18 protein-coding genes are annotated in these 24766 nt (G+C 42.9%); 8 read left to right on the top strand and 10 right to left on the bottom strand.

Annotation, left to right across the window (positions count from 1 at the left end):
* The first annotated feature begins 45 nt into the window (after nt 1–45).
* Nucleotides 46–1431, top strand: a complete 1386-nt coding sequence (locus tag H6G05_RS04275; RefSeq protein ID WP_190576606.1) for an FtsX-like permease family protein — start codon at nt 46–48, stop codon at nt 1429–1431.
* 141 nt (nt 1432–1572) lie between these two features.
* On the top strand, nt 1573–3480 hold the full coding sequence (locus H6G05_RS04280) for a DUF2779 domain-containing protein (RefSeq protein WP_190576607.1): 1908 nt from the start codon (nt 1573–1575) through the stop codon (nt 3478–3480).
* Nucleotides 3481–3603: 123 nt separating this feature from the next.
* On the opposite strand, the gene H6G05_RS04285 is transcribed toward H6G05_RS04280, so the two are convergent.
* On the bottom strand, nt 3604–5223 hold the full coding sequence (locus H6G05_RS04285) for a hypothetical protein (RefSeq protein ID WP_190576608.1): 1620 nt from the start codon (nt 5221–5223) through the stop codon (nt 3604–3606).
* 302 nt (nt 5224–5525) lie between these two features.
* On the opposite strand from H6G05_RS04285, the gene mnmG reads away from it, so the two are divergent.
* Nucleotides 5526–7460, top strand: coding sequence for a tRNA uridine-5-carboxymethylaminomethyl(34) synthesis enzyme MnmG (mnmG, locus tag H6G05_RS04290; protein WP_190576609.1), 1935 nt, complete (start codon nt 5526–5528; stop codon nt 7458–7460).
* Nucleotides 7461–7509: 49 nt separating this feature from the next.
* On the opposite strand, the gene H6G05_RS04295 is transcribed toward mnmG, so the two are convergent.
* Both H6G05_RS04295 and H6G05_RS04300 read right to left on the bottom strand, forming a co-directional pair.
* Nucleotides 7510–7779: a type II toxin-antitoxin system RelE/ParE family toxin gene (locus tag H6G05_RS04295; RefSeq protein WP_190576610.1), complete on the bottom strand. Its 270-nt coding sequence runs from the start codon at nt 7777–7779 to the stop codon at nt 7510–7512.
* Entirely contained in the window at nt 7772–7987 is a 216-nt protein-coding gene (locus H6G05_RS04300) for a hypothetical protein (protein ID WP_190576612.1), read from the bottom strand. The genes H6G05_RS04295 and H6G05_RS04300 overlap by 8 nt, the downstream gene beginning before the upstream one ends.
* A gap of 95 nt (nt 7988–8082) precedes the next feature.
* Here H6G05_RS04300 and H6G05_RS04305 point away from each other — a divergent pair, with 95 nt between their 5' ends.
* The gene (locus tag H6G05_RS04305; protein WP_190576614.1) at nt 8083–10410 is read left to right on the top strand and encodes a GUN4 domain-containing protein; all 2328 of its coding nucleotides are present in this window, start codon (nt 8083–8085) and stop codon (nt 10408–10410) included.
* A gap of 44 nt (nt 10411–10454) precedes the next feature.
* Here H6G05_RS04305 and H6G05_RS04310 read toward each other — a convergent pair whose 3' ends face one another.
* The 6 genes from H6G05_RS04310 to H6G05_RS04335 form a co-directional block, all read right to left on the bottom strand.
* The gene (locus tag H6G05_RS04310) at nt 10455–10595 is read right to left on the bottom strand and encodes a hypothetical protein (RefSeq protein WP_190576616.1); all 141 of its coding nucleotides are present in this window, start codon (nt 10593–10595) and stop codon (nt 10455–10457) included.
* A gap of 269 nt (nt 10596–10864) precedes the next feature.
* The gene (locus tag H6G05_RS04315) at nt 10865–12256 is read right to left on the bottom strand and encodes a DUF3370 domain-containing protein (RefSeq protein ID WP_242025237.1); all 1392 of its coding nucleotides are present in this window, start codon (nt 12254–12256) and stop codon (nt 10865–10867) included.
* Between the two features lie 72 nt (nt 12257–12328).
* A complete protein-coding gene (locus H6G05_RS04320; RefSeq protein ID WP_190576621.1) occupies nt 12329–12826 on the bottom strand; it encodes a hypothetical protein in 498 nt (165 codons plus the stop codon).
* Between the two features lie 387 nt (nt 12827–13213).
* Nucleotides 13214–14497, bottom strand: a complete 1284-nt coding sequence (gene eno / locus H6G05_RS04325; RefSeq protein WP_190576623.1) for a phosphopyruvate hydratase — start codon at nt 14495–14497, stop codon at nt 13214–13216.
* Between the two features lie 331 nt (nt 14498–14828).
* On the bottom strand, nt 14829–15509 hold the full coding sequence (locus H6G05_RS04330) for an energy-coupling factor ABC transporter ATP-binding protein (protein WP_190576625.1): 681 nt from the start codon (nt 15507–15509) through the stop codon (nt 14829–14831).
* 80 nt (nt 15510–15589) lie between these two features.
* Entirely contained in the window at nt 15590–15847 is a 258-nt protein-coding gene (locus H6G05_RS04335; RefSeq protein ID WP_190576626.1) for a DUF3107 family protein, read from the bottom strand.
* A gap of 284 nt (nt 15848–16131) precedes the next feature.
* Here H6G05_RS04335 and rodA point away from each other — a divergent pair, with 284 nt between their 5' ends.
* The 4 genes from rodA (at nt 16132) to H6G05_RS04355 (ending at nt 24115) form a co-directional block, all read left to right on the top strand.
* Nucleotides 16132–17388, top strand: coding sequence for a rod shape-determining protein RodA (rodA, locus tag H6G05_RS04340; protein WP_190576627.1), 1257 nt, complete (start codon nt 16132–16134; stop codon nt 17386–17388).
* Between the two features lie 76 nt (nt 17389–17464).
* Nucleotides 17465–18433: a malate dehydrogenase gene (gene mdh / locus H6G05_RS04345; protein WP_190576628.1), complete on the top strand. Its 969-nt coding sequence runs from the start codon at nt 17465–17467 to the stop codon at nt 18431–18433.
* Between the two features lie 238 nt (nt 18434–18671).
* Nucleotides 18672–20603: an AAA-like domain-containing protein gene (locus H6G05_RS04350; protein ID WP_190576629.1), complete on the top strand. Its 1932-nt coding sequence runs from the start codon at nt 18672–18674 to the stop codon at nt 20601–20603.
* 53 nt (nt 20604–20656) lie between these two features.
* A complete protein-coding gene (locus tag H6G05_RS04355) occupies nt 20657–24115 on the top strand; it encodes a WD40 domain-containing protein (protein WP_190576630.1) in 3459 nt (1152 codons plus the stop codon).
* 74 nt (nt 24116–24189) lie between these two features.
* Here the strand turns inward: H6G05_RS04355 and H6G05_RS04360 are convergent, their stop codons facing one another.
* Entirely contained in the window at nt 24190–24660 is a 471-nt protein-coding gene (locus tag H6G05_RS04360) for a DUF29 domain-containing protein (protein WP_190576631.1), read from the bottom strand.
* Nucleotides 24661–24766: the final 106 nt, after the last annotated feature.

The raw sequence follows: 24766 nt of genomic DNA on the forward strand, positions 1-24766 counted from the left end.
GCACTCTTAATTAAATCTAATTTTTTTAACGCTAGATGAAATTTTATGATTTTTGCTGTACCTCTTGCTTGGCTACAACTTACCTACGAAAAAAGCCGACTGCTGGTAGCGATCGCAGGGATTACCTTCGCGGTAGTTTTAATGTTTTTACAATTAGGATTCCGCGATGCTCTATTTACTAGTGCGATTCGCTTGCAAAGTAATTTGGTAGGTGACTTAGTAATTATTAGTCCTCAATCCACTAACCTCGTGGGAATGCGGAACTTCTCACAACGTCGCCTTTATCAAGCTTTGGGAATGAAGGAAGTTGCTTCAGTTAACCCAGTATATATCGGACTTGGTGCTTGGAAAATCCAAGAAGACCCTGCGGGACAGACTCGTAATATCTTAGTATTGGGCGCAAATCCTGAGGCAAAGGTCTTTAAAATGGCGGGCGCAGAAGCAAATATTGATCATATCAAAACTCAAGATGTAGTTCTCTTTGATCGGGCTTCCCGTGCTGAGTTTGGTCCAATTGTGGGAGAATGTGGCACTTTAGCGCTCAAGGCGAAGTTCACCGATGATGCTTTTGCTTGTAACAATCTCGTCACTCGCGAAGTTGCCAATCGCAAACTGACAATTGGAGGTTTATTTGAGCTAGGTGCATCCTTTGCTGCTGATGGTGCAGTGATTACTAGCGATACTAATTTTCTTCGCATTTTTGATAGTCGTCGTTCAGGATTAATTAATGTCGGCTTGATTAATCTAAAACCTGATGCATCACCTTACGAAGCAATGCGAAACTTCATTTTGAGTCAACCCAGTGATCATGTGATTTTGCCTCGCGAAAAATTACAACCCGACGGTAAAAGAGTTCAGATTTTGTATAAAGAAAGTATTGATGCAAATGGAAAAATGATTCGCGAAGAGAATAAAGATAAGGTGTTTGTCTATAAGACCGATCTCACGGTGGAAGATCTGAAAAAAACTCACGATGCGGCGGTCGATGATACGCGGATCTTGACTATGGAAGGCTACATTGACTTTGAGAAAGGATATTGGCAAAAAAGTACGGCGATCGGCTTTATCTTTAGTCTTGGAACTGTGATGGGATTCATTGTCGGAATTGTGATCGTTTATCAGATTCTCTATACAGATGTTTCTGATCACCTTGCAGAATATGCGACGCTTAAGGCGATGGGCTATGGAAATTTATACCTAGCTCAAGTTGTCATTCAAGAAGCGTTTGTTCTATCGATTTTGGGTTTTATTCCTGGGTTAGGAATTTCCTTTGGGCTGTACAATCTCACCAAAAATGCCACGTTATTGCCTCTGTATATCTGGGATAAGGCAATTCCTGTGATGATCTTAACGATGGTGATGTGTGTGATTTCTGGTGCGATATCATTACGCAAAGTCCAATCTGCCGATCCTGCGGAAATTTTTGGATAGAGCGATCGCTGTTCTCAAAAACTTTACGCTCCCATCCAAAGCAAAAGATTTTTTGAAAGTGTTGCTTTGCAACACTTTCAAAAAATCTTTTGTGGTTTGTTCGTTCATGCTAGATTGATACAGCGAAGTTTTTTAGGCAGTATGTCCCATCCTATTTATCTGACAAAATCCGATCTCAAGACTGCCCGCAGTTGCACAACCAAACTTTATTACAAGAAGTTGGGCTATCCCACGGTCGATCGCGTTGATGCCTATACCAGAATATTAGCCGATGGGAATTTCATCATTAGTAAGATTGCTCACCTTCTCTATCCTGAAGGCATCTACATTTCGGCAAATCTTAACTCCGATGAAAGCATTGCAAGTGCTGCTCAAGAAACGATCGCTTATTTACAACAGGAGAATGTGACTCTCTTTGAGCCAGTTTTTTATGCATCCCATAAGCTAGCCCGAGCTGATATTCTCGTCAAGCAAGGCGATCGCATTGAGATTATCGAAATTAGATCTAAAGGATTTGATAGTAATGCTCACGAAAACTTAGTCAAATACCGCAATCTTTCTCTCTTTCGCAATAAACGTACTGGAAATGTTGGCGGTGAATGGAGATATATCATCGAAGATGTGGCTTACCAAGTTGGGATTTTGCAAGAAATGCTAGCCGAGCATTTACCTGATTGCACGGCAGAGATTGCGCCTTATTTACTGGTTCCCGATCGCGCCAAAACTACAGCCATAGATCATCTTGCTTCCTATTTCCAAATTCAGCGTCTATCGACCCCTCGTAATTCCTTTTCCAAAATGAATGGAATTAAGGTTGATTTTATCGGGGATATTCAGGAACTAGAAAAAGATCAATTTCTCACTAAAGTTAGTATCGAAACAGAAGTTGCAGAATTAATCGAGCCGACAATTGCTTCTGCTCAGAAATATTTAGACTATTTGCTAGAGCGATCTTCTGAAATATTTGCGCCGATTAGCAAAAGCTGTAAAAGTTGTGAGTACCGTGCTAGCGATCGCGATCCCCGTGATGGTTTTAAGGAATGTTGGGGTGACTTAGCGGATGTCGAGAACCATGTCCTCGAACTCTATCAAATGGGGCGCATTGGTGGTCATGAGACTCCTCTAGTCAATGAAATGATTCAGCAAAAGCAAGTCAGTATGTTTGATGTTCCCTTAGAAGAACTCACTGACGAGACCTATAGCTATCGTCAACTTATTCAGATTGAATACACGCAAAAAAACAAAGAATGGATTTCTGAGCATCTCCCCCAAATTGTGCAGCAGATAGAATATCCCATTCATTTTATTGATTTTGAGACTTCGCGCATGGCAATCCCCTATCGTGCAGGGATGCGCCCCTATGAGCAGGTTGCCTTTCAGTGGAGCTGTCACACAATTTCTGAGCCAGATGCAGATCCTATCCAAACAGAATGGCTAGATCTGGAAAATACCTTCCCGAATTTTCAATTTGCCGAATCGCTGATGGAATGCCTAGGCGATCGCGGCACAATCTTGACATGGGCAACCCATGAAAACAGTGTATTGCGCGATATCTACTATCAAATGCAAGCCTATGACTATCAAAATCCGCAATTACAAACATGGCTAGCGAATACCGCTAAGTTGGGAAGCAAGGGCAAATCGCACCTAGTTGATATGAATGCGCTTACACTTAATCATTATTTTCATCCCTTAATGAAAGGACGTACTTCCCTTAAATGTGTTTTACCTGCGGTTTGGAAAACCAATCCCTACTTACATAAAATTCCCTGTTTTCAGGAATACTATCGAGAAGTTGATGGTGAAATCCTGAGTCCCTATGATGTGTTGCCGCAATTGCAAATAGGCGATCGCGTTCAAGTGGTGAATGAGGGTGCTGGCGCAATGCTAGCCTATCAAGACCTGATGTATGGCGAAAATCGCGATCGGGGAATGGACAATCAAGCCATGCGATCGCAGTGGAAAGAGTTGCTCTATCAATACTGCCGCCTTGATACGATGGCAATGGTCATTATTTGGAAACATTGGCAAAATTTGTGTTCAAACTAATAGGATTGCGCCCCGCAGGGGCGCAATCCTATTAGTTATTGCCAAACAAAAAAATATTAAAAGTGTTGCGAAGCAACACTTTTAATATTTTTTTGTTTGGGTTTGAGCGCAAAGCGCTGTAATTTAACGCTTCTTGCCAAAACGCATGAAATTAATCAAGCGCTTGGGAAAACGCGTTAATCCTTTCCAAAACTTTATGAGCAAATCTTCGATCTTGAGAACGATTTCATCAAGCCAAAGCAGTAACCTAATTACAGGATTATTGGAACGCCCACCAATATTTGCCTTGTTTTCAATCCAAGCTCGTAGAGGGCGATCGCTGTCGGTATCAGAACTTTGCTGTTGATACCTCAATAGTTCTTCTTCAAAAACTAAACTCCCATTAAGTTGATCTTGAGAAATTTGTGTAGTTGTAGTTTCAAAATTTTCTAACTCGCCCGATGAATGGATGGCAACTCGATCTGGTGATTTACTAAATGCAATGGATTCATATTCCAAGGGCATCGGCCAAGGACCATTGTCATCGCCAAATACATCCTCCATCGTTAACCATGCTTTGTCGCTGGGAGTGATGTCCGAGGTTTCTTCTAGAGTTGACGATCGCTGTTTACCAAAGAAATAGGCGATCGCTTCTTCAATTAATCTTTGTAAGCGGTCTAGTTGATAGTCAACTTTGAGTGCGTCAGAAAATTCGGAATCTTGATTAAGATCACCACGAGGATCACGCTTGGGATAACTGTTAGTTCTAGATTGAAGCTGATTAATTAGTCGCTCTGCTAGCAAGTCGGGCTGAGTTCCATTGATGCTATCTGCCTTATCTTGATCACCACCTAGCGATCGCTTGCCAATGAAATAATCAATTGCGGCGGCAATCAGATCGCGCAGACGGTCTAGCTTGCTACTTTCAACTAGAGGGGCATTTTTTTTAAGTGTTTCCGCTTTTGCAGAAGTGACTCGTCGCCGCCTTAACTTGGGACTGTCTGGCAATGCTTCTGCGGATTCTGTGCCAAATATTTCTGAGCTTTCTTCCTTATTGTCTAGGCTAGATTCTGGAGAAGGGGATTGATTGCCAAAAAAGTAAGCGATCGCTGCTTCTATTAAACGACGTAATTGCTCTAGTCTTCTATTTTTGCCCAGAGATACATTTTCAGCGAGTCCATTATTTTCTTTTAAGGTGTTCCGTTCGGCTTGGGCTATCTGTTGTTGCCAGATTTCCGCAAAGATGCGATTAGCATTTAGATTGGGTTCTAGGTCTGGATTTTCAGAAGTTGCAAGGTAATCTGTTTGGCGCTTAACGATCGCCGCAATATTGCGATCTAGCTGAGTTTTAGTGCGATCAATCCAATCCAAAAACTTAGTTAATGGACGCAAAAGTAGAGGAATCTCTGGCTTAGGAAGATCAAGCTTTGGCTCAAGAGGTTGATCAAGATTTGGCTCAAGATCTGGACTATCAAATTCAGATAAAAGCCCCACCGCCTCTGGTTGCGATCGCAGTTTTTCTTTAGGCTCAGCCTTGCCTCGCTCAAGTGCTGGAAAAACACGTTTTGCTGTAGATGCAATCAGATACACAGGATATAGAGCTGCCTTGGCTACTTGATAAGCTAGCAAGCGCGGCAACTCTTGGAGTGGTAGTCCTGCAAGCTGTCGAATTTTTTGATCGAGCGATCGCCTTACGCTGCGCCCAAGTTGGGCAGGTAATGAGCTATCAATCCAATTAAAAAGTCGGCTTTGAAATCTAGGCATATGTAACATCATAAAAAAGAAATGCGCGATCGCACTTTTCTTTTTGGGGATCAAGCTTTAAAAACTAGAGCTATTAATGTTTATTTGCTATGCCTAGGACATAAAACCCAAGAATTAGAGGTGTGGCGCTTTGCGCCACACCTCTAATTCTTGGGCGGGAAGGGAGTAAGAAATATTTTGTAGTCCACTTCAGTGGACTTTAGCTTTTAGCCAATAACTTGAGTTCTTGGGTTATTTGCGATCGATAGATTCATCTTAATTTTGGGCTAAAATAAAGTTTTGTTGGTCAGGGCTGTTAGACAATGAGCGAGATAACGAGTAATTCAATTAATTCAGCCAATCAAGTTCAGTTTCTTGATGAATTTGAAGTCGTCGTCGTGGGTGCAGGACATGCAGGCTGTGAAGCCGCCCTCGCCTCAGCACGCATGGGCTGCAAAACCCTACTCCTCACCCTCAACCTCGATCGCATTGCATGGCAACCCTGTAACCCCGCCGTTGGTGGTCCCGCCAAATCGCAACTTGTCCATGAAGTCGATGCCCTCGGTGGCGAAATTGCCAAAATCACCGATCGCACCTATTTACAAAAACGCATCCTCAACAGTTCACGAGGTCCTGCTGTCTGGGCATTGCGAGCGCAAACCGACAAGCGCGAATATGCTGCGGAAATGAAAGCTGTAGTTGAGAATGAGCCGCATCTCTCCGTTCGCGAAGGAACAGTAATTAACGTTTTGCTAGACCCTAACCAAGCAATTATTGGAGTCGAAACTCAGTTTGGTGTGGGTTATGCTTGCAAAGCCGTCATCCTGACCACAGGTACATTTCTCAATGGCAAGATTTGGGTGGGCAATCGCTCCATGTCCGCAGGTCGGGCAGGAGAATTTGCAGTCTCAGGACTTACGGAAACTCTCAATGTCTTGGGATTTGTCACCGATCGCCTAAAAACTGGCACACCAGCAAGAGTCGATCGCCGCAGCGTAGACTACAGCAAAATGGAAGTGCAACCTTCGGATACTGAGCATAACTGGTTTAGCTTCGATCCAAGTGCATGGGTGGAACGTGAGCAAATGAATTGCTACTTAACTCGTACTACTGCCGAAACCCATCGCATCATTCGCGAAAATCTTCACCTTACGCCTGTTTATGGCGGCTTCATCGATGCAAAGGGACCGCGCTATTGTCCGAGCATCGAAGATAAAATTGTGCGTTTTGCCGATAAAGAAAGTCATCAAATTTTTATCGAGCCAGAAGGTAGAACGATTCCTGAGCTTTATATTCAGGGCTTCTCAACGGGAATGCCTGAGAATATTCAATTGCAAATGTTGAGAACTCTCCCAGGTTTAGAGAATTGTCACATGCTTCGCGCCGCCTATGCCGTCGAATATGACTATATTCCTGCGACTCAGTGCTATCCCACTTTGATGACGAAATTGATTGAAGGGCTATTTTGTGCGGGGCAAATTAATGGAACTACTGGTTACGAAGAAGCGGCGGCTCAAGGGGTGATTGCAGGAATGAATTCGGCGCTATTTGCAAAGGGTAAAGAGATGGTGGTATTACCTCGTGCTAGCAGCTATATCGGTACGCTAATTGATGATCTTTGCACTAAGGAATTGCGCGAACCCTATCGGATGTTGACGAGCCGTTCCGAATATCGCTTAATTTTGCGATCGGACAATGCCGATCGCCGACTTACGCCGATTGGACGCGAGATCGGCTTAGTCGATGATCGTCGTTGGCAATTGTTCTGTGATAAACAGGAGCGTGTTTATGCAGAAGTGGAGCGTCTGAATGGAACTCGCGTTAAGGAAAAGGATGAACTTGGGCAAAGAATTACTGCCGAAACAGGAGAAATAATTCGTGGTGCAATTACGCTTTCGGATTTATTGCGTCGTCCTAAGTTTAACTATGCGGAATTGATTCACTATGGTTTAGCCGATCCTAACTTGAATCGGTTTGAACGTCTGGCTGCGGAAATTGAAGTGAAGTATGTGGGCTATATCCAACGTCAAGAGCATCAAATTGAGGAGGTTGCGAAACATAGCGATCGCAAGTTACCAACGGATATTGATTACAATGCGATCGAGACTCTTTCTAAGGAATCAAGAGAGAAGTTGAGCAAGATTCGTCCAATGACGATTGGGCAAGCTAGCCGTATTGGTGGGGTGAATCCTGCGGATGTGAATGCATTGCTAGTGTATCTGGAGATTCAGCATCGACTTGCGGCGAAGACAAGATAATTAGTTGTGGCGATCGCCCTAAACACCATGACTCAAGAGCGAATTGAGTCTAATAAACATCATCATGAGTACCAAGATCGATCAACAAAACTTTGGTATCGGATAGAAATCTAAAAACTAATCTCTGCTCATAGTTGATGCTGATTGACCAAGAGCCTGCAAGATTTCCAACTAGGCTATGGGTTTTTAATGATGGATGAAATGGATCATTTTTGAACAGTTCAAGTTTTTGTTGAAATCGAGCAACGAGTTCAGGATGCTTTTTGCGCCATTTCTTTAAGATTCGCGCAAATGATTCATCCCAAGTTAGTTCAATCATCGCTAGAATCCATCATGAGATCTTCAATAGAACCTGTGCGAACTTTACCAAGTCGATAGTTTTCTTCGGCTTCTTGAATTCTTAAGGCAATTTGTTTTCTGCGTAGTTCGACCATTCTTTTTTGCAAGGTTTCGGCTACAAATAGTTGATCTTCAAAGGCAAGAACCGATATAGCTTCTAAAATATTGCCGACTGTTAATGTTTGCATACAACTTGGATCAATTTTCAATGTTGTTACTTTACGATCATACCAATTTATTTTGATTAGTTTACAATGCTTGAAATGCGATCGCCCTAAACACAATGACTCAAGAACCAGAACCAAAACTAACATTACAGGAACAGATTGTTGATCTTTTATTTAAGGCAACAAGGACAGGTGGTGTAGGGCTTGGTGGTATTCATGCGTTTTGGATATTGTTTAAGGAGAGTGATATTCCGAAAGCGATCGCTTCGGCAGCTATTGGTGTGGGAATTTCCTATGCCGCGAAAGTATTACAACCGATTCACAAAGGGACTGAAGAACGGGCTGAAAGACTTGGTAAGGTAATTAATGAAGGAATTGATCGTGTTGGTGGTGCGCTTGTTGCAAAAGTGATCTCGTTAGAAGATCGCTACTTTGAGGCACAGGCATCGGACTGTGAGCTTTGTAGGACTGAAGGTGTTGGGAAAATGGATAACATTGCAACACCGATGTTAGAGGATGTGTTTGTGCGGTTGAGCCTGAATCTGAATATGGGGATGGCGGGATTTCGCCATGAGCAGAAATTCGCTCAGTTAGTCAAATCTGAAAATTTTAATGCAAAAGACCTAGAGGATCGTTTCACGGTTGATATTTGGCAGTTACTAGCAAAAGTAAAAAGTGACTCGATTTATCGGCAGATTGCGATCTTGGCTTGGGGTGGTTATGGCAAAACAACCCTCTTGCGCCATGTTACCTATCGCCTATGTCGCAATAAACAGAATCAAGATGTACAGCGCTTTGTGCCTGTGCTATTGCTATTACGGAAGTATCGCGATTTACTCACCCAAGAAAGTCCTGAAGACTTACCAACAATCATTGAGAAACATCATATTCCTAGTCTGAATGCTAATTTGCAAATGCCGACAAATTGGGCGCGAGATCTTCTCAATAAAGGCAAGATGGTAATTTTATTAGATGGATTTGATGAGGTTCCTAAACTACAGCGCCCCTTGGTGGCTCGATGGCTGAATAAACAAATGCAGAACTATCCCAAGTCATTATTTGTTTTGTCATCCCGTCCTAAAGCCTACATTGAGCAACCCTTTGCAAATAATCGCTTAGATCTAAAATCAGTGTTTCATGTGCAGCCTTTTACGCTCCCGCAGATTCAGGAATTTGTGGGCAAGTGGTATTGGTGTCAAGAATATTATGGCTGTGGCAAAACAAACACTCCCGCAGTTCGCAAAGAAGCAACGGATGCAGCCAATGAATTGTTAGGACAAATCGCTAGTCGTGATGAATTAACTAAACTAGCGAGTAATCCCCTATTGTTAACCATGATTGCACGGTTTCATCGTCGCTATCCGAGTGCGGAACTGCCAAAGCGGAGAGTGGATCTGTATCAAGAAATCTGCAATTTGCAACTCAAGGATCGTCCCAATGCAAGACAGTTAGAGACAATGCTTAGAGAGGTTGAGGCACAGGTGATCTTGCAAATGTTGGCGTTAGAGATGATGCAGCAAAAGGAAGAACGGATAGATCGTGAAATCTTGCTAGAAAGACTAGATGCTTATTTGAAGGAACAGGGGGAAACTGTTAATGCGAGTGAATTTCTTAAACAAGTAGAAGAGATTAGTGAGTTGTTAGTTCAGAAAGATGATGAGCTTGAGTTTTCGCATTTGAGTTTCCAAGAATTTCTGGCAGCGATGGAAATTATCCGCATCAAAAAGGAAGATATTTTACACACACATTTCCATGAGGATTGGTGGAAACAGGTGACTTTGTTGTATGTGGGCAAGGTGAAGAATCCTAGTAGTCTCATCAAAAAAGCGCTAGATGCAGGGGCGATCGATTTGGCTTTGGCTTGCACTCAGGAGACAAGGAAGCAGATTGATGCAGGGGTTAAGAAAGATTTACAAGCCCTAGAGGAACAACGTCAGTTACAAGCTGTAGAAGTTGAGGTAAAAAACTCTCTCTATCAACAATTAGAGGAATATCTCAAAAATCAGCAATGGTATGAAGCGGATCAGGAAACTTGGAAGTTGATACTTAAGGTAACGGAACGAGAGGAAGATGGATGGGTGAGAGCGGAAGATATTAAAAATTTCCCTTGCCAAGATTTATTTACGCTCGATCGCCTGTGGGTGGTATATAGCAAGAAACATGGATTTGAGTTTGGCTTTAGCGTTCAGAAGGATATTTATGTCGAGTGTGATGGTAAGCTAGATTTTAGTTATCCGAGTGATGAGACTTGGAATAAATTTTGCGATCGCACCGCATGGAAAAGCGAGGGTAATTGGGTGGACTATCCAGACCCATTTTTCAAGAAAGACCCATTTTTCAAGAATAATTTTATGAGTGGGAAGGGACACCTCCCTTATACCCATGAGGGAAGGGTAGGGTGGAGGGGAGTCTTCTTTTCTCGCATCGAGACTTGTAGAGTGTAAGGCATAAAGGTTTTACACTCTTATTAACTTTTGTAAACCGACAATTAGCTACGACATAATGCGCCTTTCCAAGATCCGTTACCTGTCACCAGCCTCTTCACCATCACCACACCATTATCCGAAAATTTCTGGCAAGCCACCTTGGGATCATAGCAATTTGCCATCATTTCGTAGGGGCAGAGCATTACCGTCACAATTTATAAAATTAACAGATCCCCTCCATTCGGTAATGCTCTGCCCTAAACCTCCAACATTCATCGATCATCCCCAAACCGCAGGGATAAATTATCGATGACAGCAAAGAGGGTAGAGCATTTGCGTATAAAGATTTCGATGATAATTTACAAATATCAGCGCAAATGCTCTACCCCTACAACCTACAAATATTTTCCTTCTCTACCAAATTTTGGTGGCGCAGAAAGCAGCACCACCAAAATTTAAACGATCGCTACTTTTAAGGCGTAGTCGTTACAGTCAAAACCTGTGGTGGAGTAGCATCCGCAGGATAGAGAAAATCAAACTGGACAACACGGCGATCGCTTGGTGGCATAGTTAATGTCACAAGAGACTTCCCACGCTCACCACGACGCATCATCAAATGGACATAGCGCGTTTGTGCTAAGCCCCTATCATCACGAAATCTCACCCTTACCGAACCACGGAAAAATACATCATCAGGAAGTGGTTCAAAAAATTGCAAACCACCAACTGGCTTGTCGTATTTGATCGGATTTTGGAATGAGAGAACGACAGTTTGGGTTTCGCTAGTAGGGTTATGCAGAGGCATTGTCAAATTGTACTGCACACCATAATTGCCGTGAGCCGAATAAGCCGTATCGGGATAGCGAACCTTTAGCGGTGCTGTTTGTACTTGCCCCGTTCCCATCGTGCCATATTGCAAGAGACTCAACCCATAAGAATAGGATTCACCACGTTTGGGAATAGCTAGATCATTACTATCCTTATCGGTCAAATTCCCAAACCATTGGGAACCTAGCTGCACACCAGCCACACGGCTATATTCAAATCTTCCTTCCGTCAAATCAGGTGGCGTAGGCACGACATCACGAGGTTTAGCTAGTTCTCCTTTTTTGAGAATCTCTTCCCATTCTCCAAGATTAGGAGCGCGTTCGGTTCCATCAGGATTTAGACGGGCATAGAGAGAGAGCGTCGCTACATAAACCTTGCCATCACTGCGTAACCGCGATAATCCAGATCGCCCATTTAAGGGTGGTTCTAATTCCTTTACAGGAATCGGCACATTCATTAACATGCGGCTTTGCTTGGGTGGAATTACAATCTGAGCAGGGAAGATATCCTGCCGACGACCGCGCAAAATGTCGAGCATGGCGCGATCGCCAGGACCACGATACACTTCACCATTGTTATTTAAGGAGTAGCTAGGGGCATCGTAAAAAGGCGCATCGGGCTGACTGAGATAGCTAGCCCCTAACAATATATCGACTTTTACAGGCTGATCGGTGGGGTTATAGGCGATCGCACCAATATACAAAGTCCTTAAGTCTTCTGGGGGTGGAGCTTTGGAAATATGGTGCGTAAATAAATCGAACCGACCTTGAAAGGGAAAGTTTAAATGCGCCTTGGGATGAGCCATCCCTTCAGGTGGAAAAGCTGACAGCAAAATTCCTTCTGTTTGCACAATCTCAGGACTATTGCTATTAAACATTGGTACATTGTCAAGTTGCCCCATAAGCGGACGCATTTCTTGGCGATCTAGAATAATTTGGCGTTGGTTGGCAGCTTGAGCAACTTTATTAGTGACAGTAGGGCTGTTTACGGAGTTTGTTGTAGGTAAAACTGGGGTAATCGGAGTTAATAGCGACATTAAAAAAGCTGTCAACATAGGCTTGTGGCATCCAAAGATTGAAGCAAGTTTATCTAATAATCGCGATTATAACTAGCGTCCCGCACTAATCGCCATCATAAAAGCATCAGTAGTAGCAAGAGAGGCGATCGCAATGCCAATTCCTTGGGAGATCATCGCCTTTCGCAAAAAAACTGTGCGTTCAGCCTTATAGGTTTGTAAATCCTCGATTTGCTGCATCCATGTAGTGGTAATTGCAGTTTGCAAGCTTTCATTTTTTTGCATTAATACTTCAGGAGAAAGTCCTGTGGTTGCGACTTTACGAGGATATAGTCCCAATACAGCAAAGGCGATCGCGATCGCTAGAGCCACACATGCCGAAAGTTTGAGACTTAAATAGATAAAGTACAGGTTTTCCTGATCTGGTTTGACATAGATTTGAAAGGTAGAAGTAACACGCAAACCCAGCAATAGTAATGCACTAATTTCCATAACCCCTGAGAGTTTTGTTCCTAGCGTATCGACTCCATGCTGAGCTTGCTCTAGGCAAAATTTAGTATATTCGTAGAGAAAATTTTGCTGTTCTTCCATACTTTCGTTGCTTTTACTTTTGTTTTTTGTGCGACCAGTTTATACCAAACCACAAAATGGCTACCCACAAAAGGCTACGCTATTTTGTGGTTTTAAAACCCTTACTGGGTTTGGTTTTTAATCCACGAAAGTGTGGCTACACTTTCGTGGATTTGTATAGCAAAAAAAAGAGTTAGCTAATCGAGTGGCGGCGCTTCGCGCCGCCACTCGATTCTTGGGTTTTATTTCCTAAGCAAAACTTGCTTTGCTATATTATTTGCGCTCAAACCAAAAGATTTTTTGAAAGTGTTGCAAAGCAATACTTTCAAAAAATCTTTTGGTTTGGGTTTGAAGGGTTTTCAAAGCACAAAACGGCTAAGCCGTTTTGTGCTTTGGTATTACGATTACTTAGCGAGAAGGACCTAAACCAACAGCACCAGCATACACAGCTTGACTGCCAAGTTCTGCTTCAATCCTCAGCAAACGGTTGTACTTAGCAACACGCTCACTACGGCATAGAGAACCTGTTTTGATTTGACCTGCGCGAGTAGCGACAGCAAGATCGGCGATAGTAGTGTCTTCGGTTTCGCCAGAACGATGGCTGATCACTGAGCGATAGCCATTCTTATCAGCAGTGGCGATCGCTTCTAACGTCTCGGTTAAACTACCAATTTGATTGAGCTTAATCAAAATTGCACTAGCGCAACCCTCACGAATACCACGATCTAGGCGGGTCTTGTTGGTTACAAACAAATCATCGCCCACCAACTGAGTATTGGTGAGTTGATCAGTCATGGCTTTCCAGCTAGCCCATTGATCTTCCTCTAGTCCATCTTCGATTGAGACGATGGGATATTTGGAGATTAGACCTTCGTAATAGTTGACAAACTCTTGAGGAGTGAGAGACTTGCCGTCGATCACATAGTTGCCATCTTTGAATAGCTCATTAGAGGCTACGTCTAGCGCCAAAGCAACTTGCTCACCTGGTTTGTAACCTGCTTTGGTGATTGCGTCGATCAGCAACTCTAGAGCTGCTTGGTTAGACTCAAGGTTAGGAGCAAATCCACCTTCATCACCCACAGCAGTTGACAAGCCTTTTTCATGGAGGATCGAGCTAAGCGCTGCAAATACTTCAGCACCGTAGCGCAATGCTTCTTTAAAAGTTGGTGCGCCTACAGGCACGATCATGAATTCTTGAATATCAACGTTGTTATCCGCATGAGCACCACCGTTGATAACGTTCATCATGGGGACTGGAAGAACATTCGATAGGGGTGAGCCTAGATAACGATATAGGGGTTGCCCGATCGCTGCGGAAGCTGCTTTGGCAGTTGCAAGAGAAACTGCCAAGATGGCATTTGCGCCAATTTCAGATTTGTTAGGTGTACCATCTCGCTTGATCATGATCCGATCAACGAGTTCTTGATTGAGTGCATCTACTCCTTTCAATTCGGGTAGCAGCTTTTCAGTAATATTGCGAACTGCGATCAAAACCCCTTTACCGCCATAGCGTTTTTTGTCTCCATCTCGCAACTCATGGGCTTCAAAACTACCTGTAGATGCGCCACTGGGTACTTGGGCAAGACCAACTGCTCCATTTGCTAATTTAACTTCCGCTTCAACGGTTGGTTTGCCACGCGAATCGAGGATTTCTCGTGCTGCGATCGCAATGATTTCTGTGCCTTTAGTCACTTTAAGCAATTCCTTTGATGATTAAGTAAAGCTAGTCGCAACAATCTTACAGTTTTGCGTTGTCCCATTTCTCAAATGTTAGGTCTTCATCAAAAAAATTGACAAAATTCACTTTTTGGTATGCTTTATAGCTCCAAGTCAAAAGAGAATGGCGGCGTGAAGCGCCGCCATTCTCTTTTGACTTGGAGCGTGAAACTCTGAGATTTGGGCTTGGAAACCAAGCCCCTACTTTTACAAATATGTAGGGATTTGGTCTCCAAATCCTTTTTTAGGATGATTCAGTAAGAATCAATTTTTTGGTGACACGGCTTTGCCGTGCCACCAAAAAACTTTAACTGCGTTCTATCAATACTTGTTTTAAACGCATGGGATCGCCCTGATCAATAACTTTGCCATGCTCTAATAAAAATGCACCATCAGCATAATCCAACTCATTTAATCGATGCGTAACCCATAGAGCCGTCAGATTTTTTTGTTTGACCAACTCTCGCACCGAAGCAACCAGATCGGTTTGATTTTCGCCATCCAATAAAGCTGTAGGTTCGTCTAGTAATAAAACTTCCGCATGACGTGCGATCGCCCCTGCGATCGCCACCCGTTGTTTTTGACCACCACTGAGAGCATAAATGGGGCGACGGAGCATTTGCTCTAGATTAACCGCGCTCAGGGATTCTTTGACTCGATGCAAAGTTTCTATGTAGGAAAGATTTTCGGATGCTAAGCCAAAGGCAATATCTGCGCCGACCGTTGGCATCACTAATTGATGATCGGGATTTTGAAATACAAAGCCAATACGGGAGCCGATCTCAATATCGCCACAGCTTGGTTTGAGCAAACCTGCTAGGAGCCTAAGCAAAGTCGATTTGCCACTGCCGTTAGTACCCAACAGCATCCAAAATTCCCCTTTTGGTACAGATAAGGTGCAGCGATCGAGGACGGTTTCGCCTGAAGCCCATGCAAAGCTAAGATCGCGAACACTGATGGCGGTGGTTACAGATTGATCGGTGGGCATTGTTAATAGCAGGTATGTACTTGTACAAAAAATTACTTAACCCCTTAGAGTTGCGCCCCTGTGGGGCGCAACTCTAAGGATTAGCCACGGATAAAGCCTGCGCCCATATTCGCAGAAGCCCCTGACTTTTCAGAAACCTGCACAGCCGAGATTTCGCTGGCAAGTACTGAGACTTTCTTGCCTTCCTGTTTTTCGCAGGTTAATTCCAAGATTTTGGTATTACCGTCAGCGATCGCATTAGCGATTTCACGATAAAGCGCCTCAGCATTTTCTTGCTCCTTGCGCTGTACAGACAAAGCGATCGGATTATTTTTGAGGGTGATTTCAACTGTATACATCAGCATTGATTCGGTTGTCCTGCCTAGAAATGAAAGGTAGATAGAGTCGTTACAAGGTTTAGCGCAGATGCATTAGTGATTTGCATACCTGTTTATTACCTTCAGTATGCCATTGCATAGACAATCAAGGTGAGGTTTGTGCAGTAGAGCATCCCGTAATAGGAACAAAAAGATGAGTGGCGGCGCGAAGCGCCGCCACTCATCTTTTTGTTCCTAGCTATCTCTTGATGTAAATCTTGGAATTAAGATACATAATAAGAATTGATGCGAAATTAGCTGCGTTTATGATCGTAAAAGGTTTAGAACTACCCAACTGGGAAAATATTAAACGGGAGTGGCGTGATGCCGATCCTTTATTACTGATTTTCCCGATCCTATTGATGATTTTAGGTGGCATTGCCATTTATAGTTCAGACTTTCGCTCTCAGCGCACCGAATGGTGGCAGCATTGGGTCACAGGCTCGGTTGGGCTGGTTGCCATGTTTGCGATCGCCCGTTTTCACTACGATCAGTTATTGCGGTTGCACTGGATCACCTATGCAATCACCAATATCTCTTTGGTTTTGGTGATGATTGTTGGCACAACGGCACTTGGTGCAGAACGTTGGATTACGATCGGTGGGTTTAATATCCAGCCTTCAGAATTTGCCAAGGTCGGAATAATTATTTCCTTAGCTGCGGTGATGCACGATCGCCCGATTCAAAGTCCCATCGATGCTTTTAAAGTGGCTTGGGTGACCGTACCGCCTTGGATATTGATTTTTTTACAACCGAACCTTGGTACATCTCTGGTGTTCGCCGCGATTACAATTGGGATGCTCTATTGGGCGGGTGCAAGTTTAGGGTGGTTGGTACTTATATTTTCGCCAATTGTGTCCGCAGTCCTATTTTCACTTTATTTACCCGCTTGGATTGTTTGGGTAATCCTGATGGGTGTAGCAGCTTGGGTATCATTACCTTGGTTTCGGATTGTCAGCACAGTGATTGCAGTAGTAGTCAACTTGGTGTCTGGCCAAGCAGGAACTTTATTGTGGAATATTCTCCATGATTATCAAAAAAAGCGCCTGCTGCTATTTATCGACCCTAATCAAGATCCTCTCGGTGCTGGCTATCACGTCATCCAGTCCAAAATTGCGATCGGTGCTGGGCAACTCCTTGGTCAAGGATGGCTCAAAGGTACACAAACACAGTTAAATTTTATTCCTGAACAACATACTGACTTCATTTTTTCGGCGATCGGAGAGGAGTTTGGCTTTGCTGGTTGTCTTTGTGTTTTGTTGTTGTTCTTGGGAGTTTGTTGGCGCTTGTTGGTGGTTGCGGTAAATGCACGGGATAACTTTGGTTCGCTCTTGGCGATCGGTGTATTTTCTTTCATCCTATTTCAAACCTTTGTCAACATTGGGATGAATATTAATGTTGCGCCAGTGACAGGAATTCCTTTGCCTTGGCTCAGTTATGGACGCTCGGCACTAATTGCTAATTTTATGGCGATCGGTTTGGTGGAGTCTGTGGCAGCCCATCGCCGCACAATCAAATTCTAAAAGAAGAAGGCGCAAAGCGCCTTCTTCTTTTTTTAGCTTTTACGCTTTAACTTTATCTAGACTCAGTTTTAAAATCATGCCGACACAAATACAAGATTATCGATCGCCTAAAGTCACCGTTATCGGTGCGGGTAATGTCGGCGGTATGCTTGCACAGCGTATTGCCAAACAAAATTTGGCAGATGTGGTGCTATGCGATGTTGTCCAAGGAAAACCGCAGGGAATTGCCCTTGATCTTGCCCAAGCGCATACCATCTCCAATCACGATCGCCAAATTATCGGCACTAACGACTATAACGACACCAAAGACTCAGATGTCATTGTGATTACCGCAGGCTTGCCACGCAAAGAAGGGATGAGTCGTAATGATCTGCTGAAAATTAATGCATCAATTATCAAGGAGGTGGTGCAGAAGGCGATCGCGCTATCTCCCCATGCAATTTTGTTGATTGTTACTAATCCTCTTGATGTGATGACCTATCTCGCATGGCAAGTAAGTGGGTTACCACCTCAGAGAGTAATTGGGATGGCGGGAGTGCTAGATGCGGCGAGATTTCAAACTTTTATTGCGATGGAATTAGGGATTTCCACGGCAGATATTTACACCACGGTTTTGGGTGGACATGGTGATTTGATGTTGCCTTTACCACGACTATCGACGGTAAATGGGATACCGATTACCGAGCTACTGTCAGAGGAGGCGATCGCTAGACTCGTAGAGCGAACTCGTAATGGCGGAGCCGAAATCGTCAAGTTACTCCAAAATGGGAGTGCCTATTTTGCGCCATCGGCAGCCGCCTATGTAATGGTAGAAGCAATTATTAGCGATCGACATCGAATTTATCCTGCGGCGGCTCATCTTAGTGGTGAGTATGGATTAACAGATATATTCATGGGTGTACCAGTGCAAATAGGACGACAAGGTGTCGAAAAAGTGATTGAGCTGAAACTTACAGACGCTGAACTTGCTGCTCTCCACGCATCAGCCTCATCGATCAAAGAAAATATCGGGATTCTACAATTTAAACCAGAATCCAATTTTTAATTGCGCGGCAAAGTCGCGCTAAGTAGCTAGGCATAATTAATCACAAAGCAAAACCCTTAAAGTAGCGCCCCAGTGGGGAGCAACTTTAAGGGTTTGATAATTTATTGTAATGAAATTAACTGTTAAGTTTTGGGAATAGTGGATAGGTCAAATAAACAACCAAGAACCTTTCATGAAATAGCGATCGCTGTATCATGTAGAGAAATGATACGTAAAACTTATTTTCATATCGATCACCATGACCAATGCTGAAGCAATTCTTGCAGGCAGATATCAAATTGTAAAACCGCTTGGTGGTGGTGGTTTTGGGCAAACATTTTTAGCACGGGATTTACAACTGCCCAATCAGCCTGCTTGTGTCGTTAAGCAGCTCAAGCTGCAATTGCTTAAACCTCAAGAACTAGCGATCGCCAAACGCCTATTTGATAGCGAAGCAAAGACTTTGCACGACTTGGGAGTTCACGATCAGATTCCAAGGCTGTTCGCTCACTTTGAGCAAAATGGTGAATTTTATCTAGTGCAGGAGTATGTCGAAGGTCAAACCTTGGAGTCGGAGATTGGTGCTGGAAAACAATGGCAACAGGCTCAATTGATTTCCAGTTTGTACGATATTTTGCAAGTTCTCGCTTTTGTCCATAGCTGCCAAGTGATTCATCGTGATATTAAACCTGCTAACTTGATTCGTCGTCGTAGCGATCGCAAAATCGTCCTGATTGACTTTGGGGCAGTCAAAGCCCTGAATCCAGACTCTTTAGAACGCTTTATGCAAGATGAAAACCAGACTCGTAGTGTTGTGGTTGGCTCATTGGTGTACATGCCAAATGAACAATTAGCAGGGCAGCCAAAATTTTGTAGTGATGTCTATGCTTTAGGAATAATGTGCCTACAGGCTTTCACGGGGCTTTCCTTTAGAGAATTACCAAAGGATAAACAAACCAATGAATACAGTTGTGCCTTGGCTGTTGCTCAGGTCAACCTTAAAATTAATTCAGGACTAGCCGCAATTATTGACAAAATGGTGCGATATGACTATCGCCAAAGATATCATGATGCGACAGAGGCTCTGCTAGCACTGGAGAACCTTCTCCGCAATGCCAAGGCTGCAACAACTATTTCTAGACCGCCGCAACAACAGCAACAGCAACAATTTCAATTAGAAGAGCCTGAAGGGCAAATAGAACTAGGTTCTCATTTTTACATTCAGCGACCTCCCATTGAAAAAGACTGTCTCGCAACTATGCTGCGGGCTGGCTCCCTAATTCGGATTAAAGCTCCCCGCCAAATGGGAAAGTCATCTTTGCTATCACGTACTCTAGCCTTTGCCAAGCATAAGGGCTATCAAGTTGCCCACTTATATTTTCAACAAGCAGATAGCGCTATATTTGATGATCTGGATTTATTTCTGCAATGGTTTTGCGCCAGTATTGCTTCGGAACTAGATCTAGACGACAATTTAGAACCTTACTGGCAAGGCGTTTTGGGTAGCAAAAACAAATGTACCAAATATTTTCAGCGTTATTTGTTGACCGCTACGGAATATCCTTTAGTCCTAGGACTAGATGAAGTAGATCTAATCTTTCAATATCCCAAAATTGCCTCTGATTTTTTTGGTTTGCTAAGAGCTTGGCATGAGAAAGCCAAGAATGAAGATGTCTGGAAAAAGTTGAGATTAGTGATTGTTCATTCTAAAGAAGTTTATATCCCTTTAAATATTAACCAGTCACCTTTTAATGTCGGATTACCGATTGAATTGCCAGAATTGAATTTGTCACAAATTGCGGACTTGGTACAGCGACATCAACTAGATTGGCAACCTGCTCAGGTAAAACAACTGATGCTACTTACTGGTGGGCATCCATATTTAGTCAGGCAAGCACTCTACCAAATTGCTAGAGGTCGGATAAATTGGGATACTTTATTACAATTGGCTCCTACTGAAGAAGGCATTTATGGTGATCATCTCCGTCGTCAACTAGGAAACTTAAAGGAAGACCCTGAGTTGTTGGAAGCTTATAAAGAACTAGTGCAAAGCGATCGCCCTTTACAGTTAGATAGTCAAATATCCTTTAAATTGAGGAGTATCGGTTTAGTTAAGTTTGTCGGCAATCAGGTAGTTCCCATGTGTAATTTATATTATCGATATTTTCAACAAACTATGAGCAAAAACTAAAAGAAGAAAAAGGGTTTGCCCCTTTTTCTTCTTTTAGTTTTTATAGAAGGTGAATGATGCTTGCAGAAAGAACTACAAATTATCTATATCAGGTTGGTGGCAGTCTCTCTGTTGATGCGCCCACTTATGTGGCGCGGCAAGCTGACACCGATCTCTATGAAAGCTTAAAATCTGGAGAATTTTGTTACGTTCTAAATTCACGGCAGATGGGGAAATCGAGCCTCCGAGTCCGCACAATGAAACGCCTCCAAGAAGAAAACTTCACCTGTGCGGCGATCGATATTACGGCGATCGGCACATCTGATATTTCGCCAGAGCAGTGGTATGCGGGGCTAATTGACAGCATTATCAGCAGTTTGGATTTGTATGATTCTTTTGATTTGGAGGATTGGTGGGAACGGAACCGCTTACTATCGCCAGTGCAGCGTTTTGGGAAGTTTCTTGATGAAGGATTGCTCAAAAAAATATCTTCACCCGTAATTCTATTTGTTGATGAAATTGATAGTATTCTCAGTTTAAATTTTGCTGTTGATGATTTCTTTGCCCTGATTCGTGAATTATTTAATCGTCGCGCCGATCGCATTGCCTATAATCGTCTGACCTTTGCACTATTTGGAGTAGCTACACCTGCGGATCTGATTCGTGATAAACAACGCACTCCTTTTAACATTGGTCGAGCGATCGAACTCAGAGGCTTTCAGTTAAAAGAAGCAAAACCCCTAATGCGAGGATTATTAGCAAAATCGCAAAATCCCGTAGCCGTTCTCAAAGCGATTCTTGCCTATACGGGTGGGCAACCATTTCTCACCCAAAAACTTTGTCAAATTATTCTGACCTCATCGGAGTCGATTCCTCTCAATCATGAACTTGTCTGGGTGAATAATTTAGTGCGATCGCGCCTAGTCGAAAACTGGGAAATACAGGATCAGCCTGAACATTTCAAAACAATTCGCGATCGCATTCTTTGGAGCAGTGAAAATCGCCAGGGTAAACTGCTCGGACTATATCAACAAATTTTGAAGTCTGAGCCATCTTTACACAAGCTTGAATATGGAATTATTGCCGATGATAGTCCTGAACAAACGGAGTTAAGAATTACAGGACTAGTGGTTAAACGAGAGGGAAAGCTGAGGGTCTACAATCCCGTTTATGCAGCAATTTTCAATCAAAATTGGGTAAACCAAGCCCTAGCAAATTTACGACCCTATGGTGAAGCATTCAAAGCTTGGATGGATTCGGACTATCAAGATGAGTCAAGATTGTTACGTGGGCAAGCTTTGCAAGATGCTTTGGCATGGTCAGCAGATAAAAATTTAAGCAATCATGACTACCAATTCTTTTCGGCGAGTCAAGAACTAGAAAAGCGCGAAGTGGAAATAGCTCTCTTTGCCCAAGCCGAGGCAAATCAAATTCTATCAGCAGCAAAACAAAGACTAGAAAAAACTCTGGCGGCGGAACAAGAAGCCAAGATTAGACTGGTGGAGATGCAGCAACAACTGCACGCTAGCTTAATGCAAGCTGAAGTTGTTCTCAAAAGTGCTTCTGCTAAGGCAACATTTATCCTCAATCAGCAATTTGAAGCGCTCTTAGAATCCATAGCAGCAGGGCAGCAGTTACTGGACTTAGAAAACTCCACAGGTGAAAGAGCAAGCCTCCGAATGCATGGGATTACCGCTTTACACCAAACCGTTTACAACGTGCGCGAATATAATCACCTTACGGGGCATCTAAATACCGTCACTTGCATTGCGATCGCGCCAAATGATTATCTCATAGCCTCAGGAAGTAGCGATCGCACCATTAAAATTTGGGATAGTAAAGGGAACCTCAAACAAACCCTAAGTGGACATACAAACTGGATTACTAGCCTAAGTTTTAGCCGCACTGGACAATATTTAGCTTCAGCGAGTCGTGACGGAACGATTAGGCTTTGGAAAATGGATCGATTTACAAAGTTATATATTGAGCAACCCATCCAAATCCTGAAGGATCATCAATCGCCAGTCTTAGCAGTGAGATTTAGTCCTACTGATGCCATATTTGCATCCTGTGGCGAAGATGCCAAAGTTAGATTATGGCGCGATGATGGTACTGCATTTAACACCTTTACTGGCGGACATAGCAAATGGATAACTTGTCTCTGCTTTAGTCCTGATGGAGAGCGGATAGTTACAGGTAGTGCGGATCAATTGCTAATTATTTGGAACGTCAATGGAACTATTATAAGAACTATTAAAGCCCATGATAGATTTATTGAAGATGTGGATATTTCTCCATCTGGGCGGATTATAGCCTCTGTAAGCCGTGGGCATGACACCAAACTTTGGAATATGGAAGGTAATCTGATCGCCGATCTTGATGGACACAGTGATAAAGTGTTGGGAGTGAGATTTCACCCTAATGGCAAATCTTTAGCTTCAGTTAGTAGAGATCGCACAGTTAAAATTTGGGATATTAAAGGTAATTTATTGAAAACTTTGTATGGACACAAAGGCAGTGTTCATAGTATCAACTTTAATACTAACGGCAGTACCATTATCACGGGGAGCCAAGATACAACGATCAAATTTTGGCGGACTAATGGTAATTCTCTACCTTGTTTAGTTGGTCATACTGATGAGGTGAATTGCATTACTTTTAGTGCTGATAATCGGTTTATTGCCTCAGCTAGTAATGATTGTACGGTTAAAATTTGGCTAGCTAATTCTCAATTGATTACATCTCTTGAAGGACATAAAGAAAGTGTGAATAGTGTTTGTTTTAGCCCAGACAATCGATTTTTATTATCTGTTAGTAGCGATCGCGCCATTAAAATTTGGAATTCTAAAGGAATCTTACTTAAAAGTATATATAACGAACATGAAGCCTCGATCTACAGTGTTGCTTATCGTAGTGATGGAGAGCTATTTGCTTCGGCTAGTGCTGATTGCACAGTCAAGTTATGGAGTAAAGAAGGTGAATGGATACATACATTAATCGGTCATGCCAATGCTGTTTATCAAGTGTGTTTTAGTCCTGATGGCAATATGCTAGCGACAGCAAGCCAAGATAAAACGGTTAAAATATGGCATTGGGATGGAACGTTGTTAAATACTTTTAGTGGACATACGGGTGAAGTTTATAGTGTTTGCTTTAGTCCAGATAGTCAGACTGTGGCGAGTAGTAGTAAAGATGGCAGCATTAAATTATGGAACCTTGATGGTAAATTATTAAAAAGCCTCAATGAACATACAGCCGAAGTTAGAAGTGTTTGCTTTAGTCCCGATGGTAATGCTTTGGTATCGGGTAGTAGCGATCGCACAGTTAAGATATGGAGTATTGATGGAAAGGAACTGTTAACTCTTCAAGGACATCAATCGCCTTTGCGAAGTGTTTGCTTTAGTCCTAATGGCAAAACGATCGCCTCAGCTAGTGTCAATAGTAAGGTCATTTTATGGGATCTCAGTTTGACGCATCTGATGGAATTAGGCAACAACTGGATTCAAGACTATTTGGAAACCCATGAGCCTTGACACAAAACTATTTCCGCTAAGCATCAATTCTGTTCCAATATGCGCCTTGTGATTATTTGAGAGGCGAGCTTACTTTATAAAATCTCCCAAAAATCAACATTTAAGATGTCATCAATATCGTGACTAAATTGCCACTTATCTGGGAAATCAACATTTTTGAACCCTTGATTTTTCCTTACAGTACGCAAAGCAAGAGCAAAAGCTTCTTCAAATAATTCATCACTATTTACATAGCTTTTTAGGCTAGGCGACTGACTTAAAATACCGATTATTTCAAATCGAGTGCGATCAATAGTGATTTCCCATCCTGCATAGTCATACTCGCTTCTAACATAGCAACGCTTGAGTAAATGTTCGAGAAGAGTTGATAGCCTTCTTCTTAACTCGCGCCGATCTCTACCTGCCAAGCCTTCCAACTCCTCTACCAGATTTTCAATATCGAGGTTTTCTAAATTACCACTCTTTAATTGCACGATCACCGTTTCTAACCACAGATTTAGATCTTGGTCATAAAGTGATATTTTTTTTGCAATTGTTTGAGTCATTAGAGATTCTCCCGCGATCACTCATCTCAGCTTATTCTAGTCTAGATGTTAACTGTAAGTGATCGCCTTTTACTGCACTTATCCAAGTAGCGAGTTAGTCCCAATC

Source organism: Phormidium tenue FACHB-1050 (genome assembly GCF_014696925.1).
Classification (GTDB): Bacteria; Cyanobacteriota; Cyanobacteriia; order Pseudanabaenales; family Pseudanabaenaceae; genus Pseudanabaena.